The organism is Denitrobacterium sp., from assembly GCF_056180635.1.
Genome location: NZ_JAZZJS010000037.1, coordinates 1 through 18,300, shown reverse-complemented (window position 1 = coordinate 18,300; position 18,300 = coordinate 1). Strand labels below are relative to the sequence as shown.

The window sequence follows — 18,300 nt, the reverse complement described above, 5'->3', positions numbered from 1 at the left end:
GCCATGCACCTGGCGCGGCGATACGAGCTGCGCATCGGGAAAGCCAAGCGACGCAAGGAGCTTCGTGCGGTTACCCTGCACCACGGCGGCATCGTCGTCGACGTATTCGCCCAGGTTAAGGGAATCGAACGGGGTTACGCTGAACCCGCCCGCACGCTCGGTGAATGCCACACGCACGCCGGTAGCCTCGAAGAGCGCCTCATCGGTGTAGGCGTAGATGGGCTCTTCCGAAGGAGTTGCATCGGAACGCAGAAAACGGCCCCGGGACAAGCTTGGAAGCGGAAGTCCTTGGGCCGTTTTCATGATTGCCTCTTTTTCGTTAGCGCTGACGTTTCAGAAAATCGGGGATGTAATCCTCGTCGGAGAAACGACCGTTGCCGTTGCCAGAAGGCGAAGAATACGCCGGCTGGGTAGGCGTTGCCTCGGCAACCGCGTTGGCGGTGCTGGCGAACAGATCGCGCTGATAGTTCATGGCAGCCTGAGCGGCTTCCATCTTAAAGCCCGTGGCGATGACCGTGATGCGAACCTGGTCTTCCAGGGACTCGTCGACGATCTGACCGTAGATGATGTTGGCGCTTTCATCGGCGCAGCCCTCGACGACGCGAGCAGCTTCGTCGACTTCGGAAAGCGTGAGGTCGGGACCGCCCGCGATGGAGAACAGAACGCGGGAAGCACCGGCGATGCCAGCTTCGAGAAGCTTGGAGTTGGTTGCCTGCTGGGCGGCATCGAGCGCGCGGTTTTCGCCGGAGCAGATGCCGATGCCCATCATGGCCGTGCCAGCATCCTTCATGACCGTGCGGATATCCGCGAAGTCGAGGTTGATGAGGCCGGGGATGGTGATGAGGTCGGTTACGCCCTGGATGCCCTGACGCAGCGTGTCGTCGGCGATGCGGAATGCCTCGAGCATGCTGGTCTTCTTGTCGACCACTTCGAGAAGGCGGTCGTTGGGGATGACGATGAGCGTGTCGACCTTCTGGGAAAGGAGGTCGATGCCCTGTTCAGCCTGGTTACGACGCAGACGGCCTTCGAAGCTGAAGGGCTTCGTTACGATGCCCACCGTGAGGGCGCCGATTTCCTCGCGCGCGATTTCGGCAACGACGGGAGCGGCTCCCGTGCCCGTGCCGCCACCTTCGCCAGCGGTAACGAATACCATGTCGGCTTCGGCGAGCGCGTCGCGGATTTCCGTGCGGCTTTCCTCGGCAGCCTGAGCGCCAACTTCGGGGTTGGCACCAGCGCCAAGACCGCGAGTGAGTTCTTCGCCGATGTGAATCGTCTTATCGGCATCCGACATGAGGAGCGCCTGATGGTCGGTATTGATTGCGATGAATTCAACACCCTTGATTCCGGCTTCCACCATACGGTTCACGGCGTTCGTGCCGCCACCGCCGACACCGACGACTTTGATGACCGCCAGGTTGTCAGGTCCTTTGATATTCGGCATATTGTCCTCCACAGTGCTGCGTTTGCTCTGCTGCGTTTTGTAATCCTTGGGTGCATATGCACGCAAAAACATGCACACTAGGGGAATTGTACACGATGGAATGACGTTTGCAAATGCTTAGGCGCTGCTCACGCTATTAATTGCGCTCCTCTTACACAATTATGGAGAAAGAGGACCCCCTATATGCCGTTTATTCCCCCACCAGCATGCTCAAAATATGCCGTGGGCGCAGCGCATGGCTACGAGGAGAGCGCCCGATACGTGGGGCTGCTCACGACGCGTACGTTGATGTAGGAAATGGAATCGGGGTGCTGCTCCATGAGCTCAAGGCAGACGCGCTCCTTGTCGCGAATGTTCTCGGCCTCGCCAAATGCGATCTGCACGCCATTGCTGAGCGTGAGCACGGTATTCGCCGAATCGGTGGCCGACACGGTGGTAACCGAATCGGAAAGCTCGGTGGTGAGCGACGACACGATGGTAAGGGCGTTCAGCACGCTTTCGTCGGTGCATACCGAGCCCACCTGCGGATTCACGCCGTAGGGCACATCGGTGATATGCAGCACGTTCTCTGCGTCTTCAAAGATCTGCTGGCTGATGGAAGCAGCTTCGGCACTCCCCTTCTCGGGGATTTCCATGAGCCACGTGCCATCGGAAGCGATGGCCCAGTTCTCGGACTGCTGGTCGGAAACGGACGTAACCGTTACCACGGCGGCGATGGTACGTTCGGTAATGGCAAGCTCGAGGGTGTCGGGAAAGACGCGGTTCACGCTGGCATTTTCAACCCACGCATCCTGCTCGAGGCGCGATTCGATAGCCCCGGCATCCACGCGAAGGAGCGTGGTGTTCGCGGGAACCTGCGCGAGCTCGGTCATTTCCTGCGAGGTGAGATGCGTGCACCCCGTAACGGTTACCTGCTGAATCGTGAACAGGCTCGACCAATATACGACCGTGCCCGCAATGGCCAGCACCACCAGCAGCACGATAGCGATGACAATGCGCTTGAAGCCAGCCGAAGACACAGCGGAAGAACGGGCACCACGGCCACGCGAAGACGCGCGGTTCAATTCCCCGATGGACACCGAGGAAACGCGCTGGGATGGACGGCGCTGCGAGGAGCGCGGTATGTTCGAAGGGCGATATGCGGCACGCGAACCCGCACTGCGCTGCGAAGCGCGCGTTCGCCCAGAAGAGGAACGCGAGGATGGACGGGAACCCGATGCCGACGAACGCCTACGCGTTCCCGAATCCGAGGAACCGTACCTCCGGTATGAGTTCGATGCCATGTTCCTGCTTCACCTTATGCTGGGCCAACTGGATAAGTTCAATTACGTCACGGGCAGAAGCCTCACCGGTATTCACGATGAAGTTCGCGTGCTTACCCGAAATCTGCGCACCGCCGATACGCGTGCCCGACAGGCCACACCCCTCGATGAGGGCGCCGGCATGCTGGCCGCAAGGATTGCGGAACACGCTTCCGCACGACGGGAAATCGAGCGGCTGCGTACGCTTTCGACGCGCGAGCGACCCTTCCATTTTCGCACGGATGAACGCTTCCTGCCCGGGCTTCACGGACAGAACGCATTCGAGAATGACCTCGCGTGCGGAAAACGACGTGCTACGGTAGCCCCACGTCACATCGCCCGCAGCATAGCGCTTCAGGCCCACTTCGGGATCGTACGTGGTCACCGAAACGACGCAGGCGCTGATGCCGCGCTCGCTCGTGCCGGCGTTCATGCGAATGGCGCCACCCACGGTACCCGGCGTACCCACGGCGAATTCCATGCCCGAAAGGCCGCGGCGGAACGCCTCCTGCACGATGCGAGAAAGGGACACGGCGGCACCCGAGGTGAAATGGCGGGAGTCCTCGTCGTAGTTCCACGTGCGGAATTCGCCGCACAGATGCACGACGACGCCCGAAAAGCCATCGTCGGAAACGAGCAGATTGCTGCCCCCGCCCATCGTCATCCAGGGAATGCCCTGCTCGACGCAGAGGGAAAGAAGGCGCTTCAAGTCGCCGAACGTGCCGATTTGAGCCCAGCATTCAGCGGGGCCGCCCACGCGCAGCGTCGTACGGCGCGCGAGACGTTCCCCGAAACGCAGTTCGCTCTTAGGCGACAAGCTAAGCTGGCGCAATGCGCCCATCTGCGATGGCGTCATGAAATTACGCGTTCGCTTCGTCTTGCAGTGCGGAAAGGAGGCTGGGGCCCATGGCCGTAACGTCGCCCGCACCCATCGTGATAACCAGGTCGCCTGGCTTCACGCGCTCGACGAGCGAGGGAACGACGTCGAGGCGATGGTGAATGTACGTCAGCGGCGGGTGATCGCTCGAATCCTCGAGCACGTCCATGAAGGTCTTGCCGTTCACGCCGGGGACGGGCACTTCGCCCGCAGCGTACACGTCCATGAACGTGACGGAATCGGCCTGGTCGAAGGCATGCGAGAAATCGGAACGCAGCACTTCCGTGAAGAGCGGAAGACGCGAGTAGCGGTGCGGCTGGAACAGCACGTGCACGGCATTGAAATCGAGCTTGCGCGCGGCAGAGATGGTTGCCGCGATTTCCGTGGGATGATGCGCGTAATCATCGACGATGGTGACGCCGTTCGCCTCGCCCACCAGGTCGAAGCGACGACGGACGCCAGCGAATTCGCCCAGGGCCTCGGCAGCTGCATGCACGTCTTCGCCCACGCCCCACAGAAGGGCCAGCGCACCGGCGGCGTTCAGCACGTTATGACGGCCCGGGTTCTGCTTGACGCGACCCTGAACCGTATCGCCATCGGGCATCTGCAGCACGAAGACGCTGCCCACGCCCGAAGCGCACCACGAGATGATCTTGACATCGGCGGTCTTCGTCTGACCGTAGGTGATCACGCGACGGCCGGTGCCGCGGGCGAGTTCCACGAGCTCGTGTTCCTCGTCGCACACCACAACCACGCCTTCTTCGGGCACGGAGCCCATGAATTCGGCGAACTTGGCGTGAATCTCGTTCAGATCGGAATAATGGTCGAGATGGTCGGCTTCCACGTTCGTGACGAGCACGCCCAGCGGATCGAGGTACGTGAAGCTCTTGTCGCTCTCATCGGCCTCGACCACGTAATACGAGCCTGAACCGGAATGGGCGTTCGTCTGATAGGCGCGCACGATGCCTCCAATGAGGAACGTCGGGTCGGCGCCCATGCCATCGAGAATGGAGGCGACCATGGAAGACGTGGTGGTCTTGCCATGAGTGCCAGCAACGGCGAGCGTCTTCTTCCCGATGCCCAGCGCGGCAAGCATGCGCGCGCGGTGCACGACGGGAATGCCCAGGCGCTTGGCCTCGACCAGCTCGGGATTGTTCTCCATGATTGCCGTGGAAACGACCACGACGTCGGGCAGCGGATCGGTGGGAATGTTTTCGGCAGCCTGGCCCACGAACACCGTGATGCCCGCTTCCTCGAGCTGCTTCGTGTAGCGGCTTTCCTTCAAGTCGGAACCCGTTACGACCATGCCCTGGTCGTGGGCCACGCGAGCGATACCGCTCATGCCCACGCCACCGACGCCGATGAAATGAACTCTCTCGATTGTATTCTGCGTCATGACGACTCAATGCACCTTTCGCGCTATTGATCTTTTCGAAACACCTATTCTAGTGCGCTGCGCCTATTGCGCAGCTCCTATCACAACATCTGCCAATTTGCTGGCGGCCTCGTTCGTCTGGAAGGCTGCGGCAGCTTCGTGCATATCAACCCTGACCTGGGGTTCATCAACAAGTTTCGCCAGAAGGGCGCCAAATTCATCGCCCTCAACCTCATCGTCGGCAATCATGTACGCGGCACCCGCATCGACGTATGCGCGCGCATTGGTAGTCTGATGGTCGGCCGTGGCATAGGGGAAGGGCACGAGCAACGCGGGAATGCCCAGGGCCGAGATCTCGGCCAGCGACGTAGCGCCCGAACGGGAAACCACGCAATCGCATGCGGCGAGCACATCGCCCATGCGATCCTCGTACCCCACGACCGTCCAGCGGGACTTCAGCTCTTCGGGGATATCAAGCTGCGCATTCACCGTGTCGAACTCCTTCGGGCCGGTGATGTGACGGACGTAGAGGTTTGGGCGCTCGAGCAGGGCGCGTGCATTCTGGCATAGCGCGGTGTTGATGTGACGCGCTCCCAGGCTGCCGCCGAACACCACGAGCATCAGCGCATCTTCGGGCACGCCAGCATAGGCACGGCCCGCTTCGCGCGTGGCGGTAAACACCGACGAGCGAACGGGATTGCCCGTGACGACGACGCGCGACCCATCCTTCAGGGCCTCCCCCGCCACGCGATACGTGAGAGCGACGGCGGCAGCCTTCTTGGCAAGGTACTTGTTGGCAAGACCCATGATGGAATTCTGCTCATGCACCACCACGGGAATGCCGAGCTGCTCGGCAGCGCGCCCCACGGGAATGCAGACGTAACCGCCAAAGCACACCACGCAATCGGGTTTCACCTCGTTGAACCACGCACGGGCCTTCTTCGTGGAGGAGTTCATGAGGCGCAGGGCCTTCACGATGGTGGTGGGATGGTTGCGATTGAACCCGGCAGCGGGAAACGCCGTGAAGGGAATGCCCGCCTGGGGCACCAAACGCGACTCGACGCCCTGGGGCGTGCCCGCGAAATACACCGTATGACCGCGGCGCTGAAGCTCTTCAGCCAGCGCGAGCGCGGGATTGATATGGCCAGCGGTACCACCGCCGGAAACGACGATGTTCATGAGCTATCTCCTTCTACGTGAACGCTGAGATGAACGCGATGAGCTCGCGTTGCGCGTACGAGCGGAATTCGAACGAGGGCGGTCGGAAGACCGGCGCGTGCGCTGCGACGAACGAGAGGACTCCCCACGCGGCGAAGGCGACGATTCGGCTCGTACGACGCGCAGGTTCTCGCGGCGCTTCTGGTAGATACCCGACTCATTGCCCGACGCGAACGATACCGAAAGAATCGCAGCTACAAGCAAGTACGAACCGAGCATCGAAGAACCGCCCGACGAAATGAACGGAAGGGGCTTGCCCGTGGTGGGCAGCATGCCAATTACGCAGCCGATGTTCAGGAAAGCCTGGAACACGAGCATGATCGTGCAACCACCGGCGATCATCGTACCGAACAGGTCGGGGGCGTTGCGCGCAATGCGAAGACCCGCCCACAGAACGCAAACGAACAGCGCGATGATGACGAGCGCGCCCACGAGCCCGAATTCCTCGCCGATGATGGCGTAGATGAAGTCGGTTTCGGCTTCGGGAAGGTAGAGGTACTTTTCCGCGGAATTGCCCAGGCCAACGCCGAAGAGGCCGCCTTCGCCGAACGCATAGAACCCGCGGATGAGCTGATAGCCCGCGCCATATGGATCGGCCCACGGGTCGAGGAATGCGAATCGGCTCGAGCGATAGGCCGCCGAGGCAACGCCGAAGACGATTACGAGGGCGATAATCGCAAGAAGCACGAGGAAGAACCTGAAGGGCACTTCGCCCAGCCACAAGACCGAGACGATACCCACCAGGCAGATGATGGTGGTACCCAAGTCGGACTGCGTGATAAAGAGAAATCCCAGAGGAACGACCACGCACGCAATGCTGCGAACGAAGAACGAACGCCCGTCGATTTCCCCCTCCACGTACTGCACGTACAAGCGCGCCGCCATAAGCAGGAAGGCAACCTTGGCGAACTCCGACGGCTGGAAGCTGAAGGGGCCAATGGAAAGCCAGCGCTGCGCGCCCAGGCCAACCGTGCCGATAAACGCCGTGAGCGCAAGCAGCCCGATGGCGATGATCATGAATCCATCGAGCGCGCGCGTACGCCAGACGAAGTACGGAATCTTAACCGAGATGAACGCGCAAAGCGCAACGCTGGCCGCCACGATGACAAGCTGCTTGGTGAGGTAGCTCGTAAAGCTCGCTTCCTCGTTGATGGCCTCGATGGTAGACGAGGAAAAGACCATGATTAGGCCGAATACCGTAAGCGTTACCACGGAGGCAATGAGCGCGATGCGCGGTATGACGATATCGCGCGAGCCGCCGAACAGCAGCGACGAGCGCTGCTTGCGATCGGCCCCGCGAGGAGTCGAAGGGTTGTTCCTATCGCGAGCCATCGGCTACCTACGCCTGGGCCCGTTGGGACACCAGCGACTTGAACACGCGTCCGCGCTCTTCGAAACCGGAAAACTCGTCAAAGGAAGCGCACGCCGGAGACAGCAGGACGATATCGCCCGCCTGCGCATGGGAAAGAGCTTTGTCGAGTGCGTCTTCCAAATGCTCGGCAAGGTAAACGGGGATGGTCGCCGCGCGATAGGCTTCTTCGAAACGGTCGCGCGAAGCGCCGAACAGAACCACCGACGCGCAATGAGCGTTCGATTCTGCCACGAGCTCGTCGAGCGCAGTGAGCTTGTCGGTGCCACCCAGAAGCACGATGGGCTTACGCGGGTCGAATGCTGCAAGCGCCTTGAGCGTCGCATCGACGTTAGTTGCCTTCGAGTCGTTGTAGCACAGCACGCCATGCACGTCACCGCAGCCCTCGAGACGATGCTCGAGCGAAGAGAACGACATGAGCCCACGCGAAACGGCTTCGGCGGAAGCGCCCGCCGCAAGCGCGGCAGATGCAGCCGCAAGGGCGTTAGACACATTGTGCTCGCCGGGAATAAGCAGGTCGGAAGCCTTGCAGAGCGCATGTTCCTCCCCACCAAGCGCCACGACGAGAGCATCGTCGGACGAACGGCGGAACGCGGCATTGTCGCTGCCGCACGCCTCGCGCATGTCGCCGGAAATGCCCGCCGAGGTTCCCACGGGCACATACGAGAAACCGCGCTCTTCGGGCGTTTTCGCACGCAGTTCGCGTACCACGCCGCGCACGGTATCGTTCACCGCATCCATGACGGCCGTGGCATGGGGAACCTGAGACAGGTTGGCCAGCACCTTCAGCTTGGCATCGACGTAGTTCTGATGCGTGCGATGCCAGGTAACATGGTCGGGCGTGATGTTCAGCAGAACGGCTACGTTCGGGGCGAAATGCACCGTGGAGGCCAGCTGGTAGGAACTCACTTCGGCAACGTACACGTCGGTTTCGCCCTGGCGCACGGCCTCGAGGCACGTGTCGCCAATATTGCCCACGGCATTGGCCCTCATGCCCGCCTCGCGCAGCAAATGCGCGATGAGCGACGTCGTGGTGGTTTTGCCGTTGGTGCCCGTGATGGCAACCCAAACGGAATTCTCCGCGCTCTCGCGCCAGGCAAATTCGACTTCGCTGATGATTTCAGTAGAGGCTGCCTTGGCAGACAGATAGAACTCGCTGAACTCGGAAATGCCCGGGGAGGCGATGCACAGATCGAACGAACCGCTCACCGCCTGGGTGTCGAATTCAACCGTGGCTCCCGCGTCCTGGCAGGTCTTGGCAAAGGCAATGGCGCCCTCGTTGGAAGCACCGCCCGCGATATGCAGCGACTCTACGCGCGTGCCAATGAGCTGAGCGCAATAGGAAGCGGCAGCCCTGCCGCTTTTTCCCAGACCCAAAATGAGAACGCGCCCCAGGTTGTTCGGGGCGCTCTTACAACCGTCGATGAAATCAGAACGCATTCGTTACACTCCCATATCCACAAGGGATTCCGCGAAAAAGATGATGAAGCCAATGGCCGCGAGCGTGCCGGAGACGATCCAGAAGCGGATGACCACCTTCACTTCGCTCCAGCCCTTCTTCTCGAAATGATGATGAAGGGGCGCCATGAGGAAGACGCGCTTCTTCGTGCGCTTGTAGTAGAAGACCTGAATCATGACGGACAGGGCCTCGGCCACAAACAGACCACCCATGACCAGGGAAAGCACTTCCGTCTTCGTGAGCACGGCAAGGCAAGCAAGGGCGGTGCCCAGAGCCAGGGAGCCCGTATCGCCCATGAAGATGTCGGCCGGATAGGCATTGAACCACAAGAAGCCGATGCAGGCGCCGCAGAGCGCGCCGGCAAAGATGGACGCCTCGAGCATGTCGGAACGATACGCGATGATGGCCATGAAGAGCATAACCACCATGACCGTGCCACCCGCCAGGCCATCGAGGCCGTCGGTGAGGTTGGTGGCATTGCTCATGCCAGCGATGAGAATCGTGACGAAGATCACGTAGAGCCACGGAATGGAAATGCCGCCCGCGATGGGAATGACCGTGGTGAGCACGCCCATATCAATATCGACGACGAACGGAATGCTCACCGTGGGAGCCACGCCAGCCCAGTTCACGGCAGCGATAACAAACACGATGGCGATAAGGAACTGCGCGATGAGCTTTCCCTTGGGGGAAACGCCCTCGGTGTTCTGGAAGCGGACCTTCGAGTAGTCGTCGAGCAGGCCCAGCATGCCAGTGAGCAACGTTGCCGCAAGAAGGAGCACCGTAGCCGGAGAGAAATCGTTGAACAGCAGCACCGCGACGAGCAGGCCGACAAGCATGACAAGGCCACCCATGGTGGGAGTGCCCTGCTTGATGAGGTGCGTCTGAGGACCGTCGTCGCGCACCTGCTGCCCGATGTGATCGCGCTTCATCAGGCGGATGAACGCGGGCATGGCCACGAGGACGAACACGGCCGCCACCACGGTTGCGAGGAACAGCCTAAACGACGGATACGGAGCGTAGATGTTAAGCATACTAGGACACCAGTCCTTCAACGACGGTTTCGAGCCCCACGGAATGGGAGGCTTTCACGAGCACGGCATCGCCCTCATGAAGGGTCCCCTCTAGCAAGGCGAGCGCGGATGCTGCGTCATCGACGCAGGAAATGGACGATTCGGGAAGCCCCGCGTCGCATGCCGACTGTGCGATGATGCGCGCAAGGGAGCCAACGCAGATAAGGCGCGTGATACCCGCCTGGGCGGCAAGCTTTCCAACGCGCCTATGGCCGTCTTCGGCGAACGAGCCAAGCTCGCCCATGTCGCCCAGAACGGCGACGCGGTTACCCGTGGTACGCATGGCAGCAAACGACGTAAGCGATGCGCGCATGGAATCGGGATTCGCATTGTAGGCATCGTCGATTACGGTAACGCCTGCAGGCGAAACGACGACGTTCTGCCTGCCAGCCTGCGCACGGGCATCGCCCAGCACACGTGCAACCAGTTCGGGCTGCATACCCGCGGTGATGCCACATACGGCGGCGGCGCAAGCATTGTGAACGTTATGAACGCCAGGAACGCCAAGCGTGCAAGGCGCATCACCAGCGGGCGTATGAAGCGTGAACGAAGCGCAGCCATCATCATGAACGACGATGTTGGACGCCCATACCGAAGGACGAAGCGCCTCATCGCGTTCCTGGGGCGCCACGCCCGAGCCATCGAAATGAACCAGATGGGCACCATGCGCTTCCACCTGGCCGTACTCAGCAAGCTGAACAGCGAAATCATCGCTGGAATTCACGAATGCGAAGCCACCTTCGGGCACCGCGAACAGCGCTTCCGACTTCGCATGGGCAATGCCATCGCGACTGCCAAGCAGCTCGATATGGCTTTCGCCCACGTTGGTAACCAGAGCCCAATGCGGCTTGACGAAGGCGCAAAGCTCCCGCAGCTCGCCCAGACCGCGCATGCCCATTTCCACGACGACGAACTGCGTGTCGAGGGAAGCGCGCAGAACGGTGGCGGGGACCCCCAGCTCGTTGTTCTGATTGCCCTGCGTGGCGATGGTGGAGCCATGGGCGGAAAGGACGTCGCGCACGAGGTTCTTCGTGGTGGTCTTTCCCGACGAACCCGTGATGGCGATAACCGTGCCCTGCAGCTTGGAACGCCATGCGGCGGCAAGCGCCGTGAACGCATCGCGCACGTTGGGAACGAGCACGAGCGGAACGCCGGCCTGCTGGATGGCTTCTTCGTCTTCGCTGGAAAGGCGATGCTCGACAAGGCAGGCGCTGGCACCCGAACGCACGGCGGAAAGGCAGAAATCATGCCCATCCACGCGTTCGCCCGTGAGAGCCACGTAAAGCGATCCTTCTTCGACTTGTCGGGAATCCCATGTAAACGAGGTGCAGAGCGCCTGCTCCGACACCCCGTTGCAAATGCTGCCGCCCGTAGCGGCGATTATTTCTTCTGGGGTGAAACGCATGAAATCCTACTTCTGGCCGAATGCCCTCTCGAGCTCTTCCGCCACGACTTCGGCATCGGAAAAATGAAGCGTCTTACCGCCAATGAGCTGATAATCCTCATGGCCCTTGCCGGCAACGAGAACGCTGTCACCGCTATTGGCCTCGGCGATTGCACGCGCAATGGCGCTGCGGCGGTCGGGCTCGACGCAGAAGCGGCCCTCGCCTTCGCCCATGCCGGCAACAATGGCATCGATGATGGCATTCGGGTCTTCGGTGCGCGGATTGTCGGAGGTGACAACGGCATAATCGGCCGCCAACGATGTGCGACCCATGATGGGGCGCTTGGTGGCATCGCGGTCGCCGCCACAGCCGAACACCACGATGGTGCGGCCGTGCGACAGATTCTTCACGGCGGAAATGGCCTTTTCAAGAGCGTCGGGCGTATGGGCATAGTCGACGAACACCGAAACGCCGCCGTCGTGCTCGGCGGAAATGCGCTCGAGACGACCGGGCACCTGGGGTGCCGTCTTCAGGGCGTCGACGATGGTATTCGCGGGAATGCCGAGCTCGAGGCCGATGCCAAATGCGAGCATCACATTCGACACGTTGAAGCGGCCGACGAGCGGGTACGTGAACGCATAGCGGTTGCCGCGCACATCGAGTTCGATGTCGGTATGCGTGGTGGCGTACGTGACGTTAACGGGATGAATCTGGGCCGTGGCGTCGAAGCCCGTGGAGATCACCTGATCGCCCGCAGCGGCGCAGCGGCGCAGAAGCTCCTGGCCCCATGCATCGTCGATGCAGATGACGCGCTTGGCCGGGTAATCGGAGGAGAAGAGCAGGGCCTTCGCCTCGAAGTAGGCCTCGAACGTCTTGTGGTAGTCAAGATGGTCTTGCGTGAGGTTCGAGAACGCGGTTACCGCGAATCGCGTGCCCCAGACGCGCTTCAAGTCGAGCGCGTGAGAGCTTACCTCCATGGCGACGGTGTCGCACTTGGCGTCACGCATCTTGGCGAAGAGCGCCTGAAGGTCGCACGATTCCGGCGTGGTGCGCTCGGCATGCTCGAACTGCTTGTCGATGCGCACGCCCACCGTGCCGATAACGCCCGTGCGGCAAAGCGCCGTATGGGCGATGTGCTCGACCAGGTACGTCGTAGTGGTCTTGCCATTGGTGCCGGTGATGCCCACCAAGTCGAACGCGTTGGCGGGGTGGCCGTAGAAATTGGCTGCGGCCTGCGCCATCGCCTTGCGGGAGTCGGAGACGATAACCTCGACGACGTCGGTTGCGTCGGCCAGGTACACCTTGCGCTCCGCGACGATTACGCGCGCGCCATGATCGATTGCGTCTTGCGCGAACGAATGACCGTCTACACGCAAACCGACGATGCAAAAGAATGCATCGCCGGACTTGACGGTATTACTGCTATAAGAAAGCCCTTCGACGACTTCGGAATCGTTGCCGATGATGGTGCACTCGATTCCCCCGAACAGCTCCCTGCATGTCATTCCCATAAAAGCCTGTCCTTTACTGAGCGGCGATTTTGTAGTGGTTTATAGCAAACGTCATTATATCCTTAAAGGCACTGGCGGTAGACCGGTCGCCGGGAACCTCCGTTACCCCTACAAAACAGACCAAATCCGAATCGGTGTCGGGCAAATAGCCAATGAAGCTGATGTCGTAGGAGCCTTCGACATACGAGCCGGAATTGTCGGCGTACTGCGCAGTACCCGTTTTACCGGCAACCGAATAACCCTCGATTGCGGCCTTCGTGCCCGTACCCTCGGTAACAACCGATTCGAGCATATCGGTGAGGCTATCCACCGTGGAAGTGCTGATGAGCTTCGTGCCCTCGTAGCTTTCCTCCTCGCCCGTCTGCGGGTAGCTCAGCAGAAAGTGCGGCTGATACGCAACTCCGTCGTTGGCAAGGGCCCCATAGAATCGCGCCATCTGAATAGGCGTAACCGAAATGCCCTGACCAAAGCTCACATTGTACGAACGCACGAGCGACCAGGTGCTCTGATCGGTGCACGTACCAGCAGATTCGCCCGGAAAATCAACGCCCGTCTTCTCCGCGAAGCCGTACTCTATGATTTTGTCGTACAGGGGCTTGAATCCAAGCTGCTGAGCCGCAAGCGACGTGCCGACGTTGGAAGACTCGGCCAGAATCTGCGTGAGCGTGAACGTCTGCGCAGCGCGCGCATGGGCATCGGACACCGTATACTCGTCGGCTTCCAGATACACCGGACAGTAGATTTCGCTTTCGGGCGTGAGGACGCCCGCTTCCAGCACGGCTGCCATGGTGACGCTCTTGAAAATCGAGCCAGGCTCGTACTGCGTGTTGATGGGCATGAGCGTCGTGGCACCCTCCTCCACCGTGGAACGGTCGGAGGGATTCAGGTACGGCGTGGAGGCAATGGCGAGGATTTCGCCGGTTGCGCCGTCGTAGATGATGGAGTCGCCACGCGAACCCTCGATGTCGCTGATGGCCTGCGTAAGACGCTCTTCCAAGTATTCCTGCATCTCGATGTCGAGCGACACGACGATATCCTGGCCATCCACGGACTCCACCGTCTTCTGGGAAGCGCCGGCAATCGGGTAGCCACCCTTGCCATACTCAGCGACGATTTCGCCGTCTTCGCCCGACAGGATGTCGTCGTAATAAAGCTCCAAGCCCGAAATGCCGTTGCCGTCGGTATCGCACAGGCCAATGACCTGACCCGCCGTCTGGCCATACGGATAGACGCGCTTCGTGTCGGAAAGGAAGTACACGCCATCGAAGCCCTTTTCCTTAAGCGCCTTCGCAGTATCGACGTCGGCCTTCTTATAGAGGTAGACGAACGAGGAGTCGGACGCGAGCTTCTTCGTGTAATCCGACTTCACGCCGCCGAACGCCTGCACAAGCGCGTCGGCAAGGCCACTCGGGTCGGTTACTTCCGCAGGATTGCAGTAGATGGTTGTGGCGTCGACGCTCGTGGCGAGCACGTTGCCATTGCGATCGTAAATCGTGCCGCGCTTCGCCTCCACCGTAATGGTTTCGGTGCGCGCCGAAATAGCCGTTTCCGCGTTCTCGGGCCCCACGATGAGCGTGAGGTACACCAAGCGGCCGGCGAAAACAAGCACGACGAACAAGAACAGCACGAACACGAGCGCCATACGCATCGACGGATTGCCCGCCACTACGTAGGGAGAACGCTGACGCGAAGACGAAGCGCGACCGCGCGAACGGTTGCGATGTGAGGTTCCTCGAGTTGACGCCATGGGATACGGCTAGATTCCCGCCGCAGCCGAAAGGCTGCCCGACAGCGACAGGTTGCCCTGCGCATCGTAGGTGACTACGTCGGTGTCGAGCGTAACGCTCTCGACGGAAGATGCCTCGACAAGGCCCATCTGCGCAGCGCGCTCCTTCACGTGGCTCGGAGAAGCGAGAACGCTCTTCTGCACCTGCAGGGATTCGCTGCTCGAGCGAATCTGGTCGACCTGCGTGGAGGTTGCCTGGGATTCGAGGAGCGTATTCACCGTGGCAGCGGTGAACCACACGCGCACGCATGCGACGACGGCGAACACCATGAGGATGGCGAACGCAGCCTTGACAGCGGTAACGAAAAGAGGAGAAACCGATTCGGCCTGTCGCGTACCGGGAACGACACGTACGCGGGTGTCGCGCTCGCGGCGCGGTTGCGCCGGGGCGTAGGCATCATACCCATATGCTCGAGCGGCGGTTGCCAAAGGTCTCCCCTCCTTCCGAGGTTGATTCGTTTCGGCCCGCGCTCGCTAGCATCACGAGACGGGCAGCTTCTGGGCAACGCGAAGCTTCGCGCTGCGCGCACGGGCATTCCGCGCGACTTCTTCGTCCGACGGCAAGACGGGCTTGCGCGTGAGGACCTTGACTATCGGCACATTGCCGCACACGCACACCGGGAAGTCCGGCGGACAGGTGCAGCCCTTCGCGTATTCGGCGAAGGTGTCCTTCACAATGCGATCTTCCAGCGAGTGATAGCTGATGACCGCGATGCGACCCCCTGGGGCAAGCCAGCGAATCGCCGCTTCCAACCCGCTGCGGAGCACGTCGAGCTCGGAATTGACCTCGATGCGCAACGCTTGGAACGTGCGCTTGGCGGGATGACCGCCGCTGCGGCGCGCGGAAGCGGGAATGGCCGCCTTGATGATTTCCACGAGCTGATCGCTCGTGGTTATCCTCTCGCGGTCGCGAGCCGCCACGATGAATTCCGCGATGCGACTCGCCCACTTCTCGTCGGAATACGTACGGATGATCCGAGTGAGATCTGCTGCGTTGTAGGTGTTGATGATCTCTTCTGCGGTTAGGGTTTGTTTCCCCGGATCCATCCGCATATCAAGTGGCGCCGTCTCCTTGAAGGAGAAGCCACGAGATGGCGTATCGATTTGCACGCTCGAAACACCCAGGTCGAACAGGAAGGCGTCGACTTCGGGCACTTCGGCTTGCAGGAGAAGGCTGTCCATTTCCCCGAAGTTACCGCGCAGTAGGTGCAATTCGGGGCGCTGCTCGGACGGTAGGGCCTGGAGCCGAGTTCGAGCGGCTGCAAGAGCCACTTCATCCTGGTCGATACCGATGAGCGTGCCCTGCGCACCTATGCGCTTAGCCACTTCAAGGGAATGTCCTGCCCCGCCGAGCGTTGCGTCCACGAATGTGTGCTTTGGTTTGGGGTCCGTGTATTCGAGGCACTCGGCGAGGAGGACGGGGGTATGCCGATATTCGCTTGTCATATTGCTCACGTCTTGGTCCTAATCGCTGAACAGATCGGAGAAATCGATGCTGTCCATGAACTCGTCCCAACGCTTTGCATCCCAAATCTCGAGATGATCGTCGTTACCAGTAAGCACGACTTCCTTTTCCAGGCCCACGGCTTCGCGCAGGTCGGCCGAAAGGCCGATACGACCCGAGCCATCCACCTCGACGTCGCGAGCGCGCGCATTCAGCGCACGACGCAGGTTGACGTGGCGGGAGCTCGTAGCCTTGTAGCCACCCTCGCTCTCGAAGAACGAAGCGACCCACTTGCTGAAAGCCTCGGGCTCGAATACGTACAGGCATTCCTTCTTCGGGGAAAGGGTTACCTTGAGATTCTTCGGAAGCACCTTCCGGAAGTCGGAGGGCATAGACACACGGCCTTTGGCATCGAGCTTGTGATGATGCTCGCCTACCAGCTCGGTCATGCTGCCTCCTTCCGGGAACCGCTTCAGTGATTGACATTCTATCCCACTTTGCCCCACATTTCAACACACCCATGCCCCACAGCGCCGAAAAATCCGCTTTGATATGGGGTTATGTATTCCCCATTTTTGAGACGAAAACAAGATAGTGGGGTCCCGTTTACCCTGGAGCAACATGTTGTAGGGGCATATGAAGAACTAAAGTGGGATGAAGTGGGATGAATTTGGAGAGGATGTGGCGCGCAGTGGCAGAAGCCCGCAAAACGCGGGTTTCGAAGCTTCTATGAGCATGTCTTTTGGGCGCTAATGCGCTCGCGGATGAGCGTGGAGGTACTCCTCCACCAGATGGGCGCGCTGAACGTGCGTATAGATCTGCGTCGTGGAAATGTCGGCATGCCCCAGCATATCCTGAATGACGCGCAAGTCGGCGCCACCCTCGAGCATATGCGTTGCGCAGGAATGACGCAGCGTATGCGGATGCAGGTCATGCACGCCTACGGCCTCCCCCGCCCTGCGCACGAGCGCGTGCACGCTCTGACGCGAAAGCCTTCCCCCGCGCGCATTCAGAAACACCGCACCTGTAAGATGCGCCGCATGCGCCAGATGGGGCCTGCCTTCGAAAAGGTAGCGGGAAAGGGAACGTGACGCCGCTCCCGAAATGGGAACCACGCGCTCCTTATCGCCCTTGCCCAGCACCAGCAAGAACCCCTCGTCGATATGGACGCGGTCGACATCGAGCCCACAGAGCTCGCTCACGCGCAGGCCGCAGCCGTACAGAACCTCGAGAATGGCACGGTCGCGCAGCGCAGCAGGCGAATCGCCGCTATGAAGATCGAGCATGCGGCAGACCTGCTGCACGCTCATCACCTGGGGCAAGGTGCGCGCTTTACGTGGCAGGCCAACCGTCTCGGTGGGATTGGAGGTGGCATAGCCCTCGCGCACGAGAAACTTGTGGAAGGTCTTCAGCGCGGATAAGATGCGCGCCATCGTGGAGGGCGCGTAATGCAGGCCATCCTTCAGATAGCCCTCGAATTCCACCACTACGCTACGCGTCACCTGCGCGAAGTCGCGAGCGGGGGCAATCGAGCAGCCGAATGCGGGCGTCGTGAGATACTTCTGGTAGATGGCCAGGTCATGCTCGTACGCTTCCACCGTCAGATTGGAACAAGCGCGCTCGACGCGCATATAGGAAATGAATTCGGCGATGATGTCTTCCATGCGCACAGTGTACTACGCCCCGCCGCACGCGCATCGTGCGGGAACGAAAGCGGGCCGCACCTCACGGTAACGGCCCGGCTAAACGCTAGCAAGCGATACTATGCCTCGGCATTCGCCTTCGATGCGGAAACGAAGCCAACGAACAGCGGATGAGGCCTGGTGGGGCGACTCTTGAACTCAGGATGGCCCTGGCTGCCCACGAACCACGGATGGTCGGGAATCTCGACCATCTCGACGAGGCGACCATCGGGAGACTGGCCGGAGATGACCAAGCCGGCTTCCACGAGCGCAGGACGGAACGCGTTGTTCACCTCGAAGCGATGGCGATGGCGCTCGTAGATGACGTTCTCGCCATACGCCTCGAACGCCCGCGTATCGGGGGCTACCGTGCAAGGAT

17 protein-coding genes are annotated in these 18,300 nt (G+C 60.8%); all 17 read right to left on the bottom strand.

All coding sequences use genetic code 11. The features are described from left to right. On the bottom strand, positions 1 to 303 hold a 303-nt coding region (locus tag AC04P6_RS03030), incomplete at its 3' end, for a laccase domain-containing protein (RefSeq protein ID WP_475565114.1). Positions 304 to 319: 16 nt separating this feature from the next. Then, positions 320 to 1,441: a cell division protein FtsZ gene (ftsZ, locus tag AC04P6_RS03025; protein ID WP_475565113.1), complete on the bottom strand. Its 1,122-nt coding sequence runs from the start codon at positions 1,439 to 1,441 to the stop codon at positions 320 to 322. Between the two features lie 239 nt (positions 1,442 to 1,680). After that, positions 1,681 to 2,520 (bottom strand): cell division protein FtsQ/DivIB, encoded by an 840-nt coding sequence (locus tag AC04P6_RS03020; protein ID WP_475565112.1) that lies wholly within the window; start codon positions 2,518 to 2,520, stop codon positions 1,681 to 1,683. 151 nt (positions 2,521 to 2,671) lie between these two features. Next, on the bottom strand, positions 2,672 to 3,598 hold the full coding sequence (gene murB, locus AC04P6_RS03015) for a UDP-N-acetylmuramate dehydrogenase (RefSeq protein WP_475565111.1): 927 nt from the start codon (positions 3,596 to 3,598) through the stop codon (positions 2,672 to 2,674). Between the two features lie 4 nt (positions 3,599 to 3,602). After that, on the bottom strand, positions 3,603 to 5,015 hold the full coding sequence (gene murC, locus AC04P6_RS03010; RefSeq protein ID WP_475565110.1) for a UDP-N-acetylmuramate--L-alanine ligase: 1,413 nt from the start codon (positions 5,013 to 5,015) through the stop codon (positions 3,603 to 3,605). A gap of 63 nt (positions 5,016 to 5,078) precedes the next feature. After that, positions 5,079 to 6,173 (bottom strand): undecaprenyldiphospho-muramoylpentapeptide beta-N-acetylglucosaminyltransferase, encoded by a 1,095-nt coding sequence (gene murG, locus AC04P6_RS03005; RefSeq protein ID WP_475565109.1) that lies wholly within the window; start codon positions 6,171 to 6,173, stop codon positions 5,079 to 5,081. Positions 6,174 to 6,176: 3 nt separating this feature from the next. Continuing rightward, positions 6,177 to 7,544, bottom strand: coding sequence for an FtsW/RodA/SpoVE family cell cycle protein (locus AC04P6_RS03000; protein WP_475565108.1), 1,368 nt, complete (start codon positions 7,542 to 7,544; stop codon positions 6,177 to 6,179). 7 nt (positions 7,545 to 7,551) lie between these two features. Continuing rightward, complete coding sequence (gene murD, locus AC04P6_RS02995; protein WP_475565107.1) at positions 7,552 to 9,021, bottom strand: UDP-N-acetylmuramoyl-L-alanine--D-glutamate ligase; 1,470 nt, start codon at positions 9,019 to 9,021, stop codon at positions 7,552 to 7,554. Positions 9,022 to 9,024: 3 nt separating this feature from the next. Beyond that, positions 9,025 to 10,074 carry a phospho-N-acetylmuramoyl-pentapeptide-transferase gene (gene mraY / locus AC04P6_RS02990; RefSeq protein WP_475565106.1) on the bottom strand — a complete coding sequence of 350 codons (1,050 nt, stop codon included), beginning with the start codon at positions 10,072 to 10,074 and terminating at the stop codon, positions 9,025 to 9,027. A 1-nt stretch (position 10,075) separates the two neighbouring features. Next, positions 10,076 to 11,518 carry a UDP-N-acetylmuramoyl-tripeptide--D-alanyl-D-alanine ligase gene (locus AC04P6_RS02985; protein WP_475565105.1) on the bottom strand — a complete coding sequence of 481 codons (1,443 nt, stop codon included), beginning with the start codon at positions 11,516 to 11,518 and terminating at the stop codon, positions 10,076 to 10,078. A 6-nt stretch (positions 11,519 to 11,524) separates the two neighbouring features. After that, positions 11,525 to 13,003, bottom strand: coding sequence for a UDP-N-acetylmuramoyl-L-alanyl-D-glutamate--2,6-diaminopimelate ligase (locus AC04P6_RS02980; RefSeq protein ID WP_475565104.1), 1,479 nt, complete (start codon positions 13,001 to 13,003; stop codon positions 11,525 to 11,527). Positions 13,004 to 13,022: 19 nt separating this feature from the next. After that, positions 13,023 to 14,756 (bottom strand): peptidoglycan D,D-transpeptidase FtsI family protein, encoded by a 1,734-nt coding sequence (locus AC04P6_RS02975; RefSeq protein WP_475565103.1) that lies wholly within the window; start codon positions 14,754 to 14,756, stop codon positions 13,023 to 13,025. A 9-nt stretch (positions 14,757 to 14,765) separates the two neighbouring features. Continuing rightward, positions 14,766 to 15,224 (bottom strand): hypothetical protein, encoded by a 459-nt coding sequence (locus tag AC04P6_RS02970; protein WP_475565102.1) that lies wholly within the window; start codon positions 15,222 to 15,224, stop codon positions 14,766 to 14,768. A 51-nt stretch (positions 15,225 to 15,275) separates the two neighbouring features. Next, a complete protein-coding gene (gene rsmH / locus AC04P6_RS02965) occupies positions 15,276 to 16,241 on the bottom strand; it encodes a 16S rRNA (cytosine(1402)-N(4))-methyltransferase RsmH (protein WP_475565115.1) in 966 nt (321 codons plus the stop codon). Between the two features lie 18 nt (positions 16,242 to 16,259). Further along, a complete protein-coding gene (locus tag AC04P6_RS02960) occupies positions 16,260 to 16,688 on the bottom strand; it encodes a division/cell wall cluster transcriptional repressor MraZ (protein ID WP_475565101.1) in 429 nt (142 codons plus the stop codon). 300 nt (positions 16,689 to 16,988) lie between these two features. After that, positions 16,989 to 17,903: a site-specific tyrosine recombinase gene (locus AC04P6_RS02955; protein WP_475565100.1), complete on the bottom strand. Its 915-nt coding sequence runs from the start codon at positions 17,901 to 17,903 to the stop codon at positions 16,989 to 16,991. Positions 17,904 to 18,001: 98 nt separating this feature from the next. Further along, a partial coding sequence (locus tag AC04P6_RS02950) for a glutamine amidotransferase-related protein (RefSeq protein WP_475565099.1) occupies positions 18,002 to 18,300 on the bottom strand: 299 nt, incomplete at its 5' end.

What these genes read in the sequence shown, in the direction of transcription:
- ftsZ (WP_475565113.1), bottom strand. Translation starts at nt 1,441, where the DNA reads ATGCCGAATATCAAAGGACCTGACAACCTGGCGGTCATCAAAGTCGTC.
- murB (WP_475565111.1), bottom strand. Translation starts at nt 3,598, where the DNA reads ATGACGCCATCGCAGATGGGCGCATTGCGCCAGCTTAGCTTGTCGCCT.
- murC (WP_475565110.1), bottom strand. Translation starts at nt 5,015, where the DNA reads ATGACGCAGAATACAATCGAGAGAGTTCATTTCATCGGCGTCGGTGGC.
- murG (WP_475565109.1), bottom strand. Translation starts at nt 6,173, where the DNA reads ATGAACATCGTCGTTTCCGGCGGTGGTACCGCTGGCCATATCAATCCC.
- AC04P6_RS03000 (WP_475565108.1), bottom strand. Translation starts at nt 7,544, where the DNA reads ATGGCTCGCGATAGGAACAACCCTTCGACTCCTCGCGGGGCCGATCGC.
- murD (WP_475565107.1), bottom strand. Translation starts at nt 9,021, where the DNA reads ATGCGTTCTGATTTCATCGACGGTTGTAAGAGCGCCCCGAACAACCTG.
- mraY (WP_475565106.1), bottom strand. Translation starts at nt 10,074, where the DNA reads ATGCTTAACATCTACGCTCCGTATCCGTCGTTTAGGCTGTTCCTCGCA.
- AC04P6_RS02985 (WP_475565105.1), bottom strand. Translation starts at nt 11,518, where the DNA reads ATGCGTTTCACCCCAGAAGAAATAATCGCCGCTACGGGCGGCAGCATT.
- AC04P6_RS02980 (WP_475565104.1), bottom strand. Translation starts at nt 13,003, where the DNA reads ATGACATGCAGGGAGCTGTTCGGGGGAATCGAGTGCACCATCATCGGC.
- AC04P6_RS02975 (WP_475565103.1), bottom strand. Translation starts at nt 14,756, where the DNA reads ATGGCGTCAACTCGAGGAACCTCACATCGCAACCGTTCGCGCGGTCGC.
- rsmH (WP_475565115.1), bottom strand. Translation starts at nt 16,241, where the DNA reads ATGACAAGCGAATATCGGCATACCCCCGTCCTCCTCGCCGAGTGCCTC.
- AC04P6_RS02960 (WP_475565101.1), bottom strand. Translation starts at nt 16,688, where the DNA reads ATGACCGAGCTGGTAGGCGAGCATCATCACAAGCTCGATGCCAAAGGC.
- AC04P6_RS02955 (WP_475565100.1), bottom strand. Translation starts at nt 17,903, where the DNA reads ATGGAAGACATCATCGCCGAATTCATTTCCTATATGCGCGTCGAGCGC.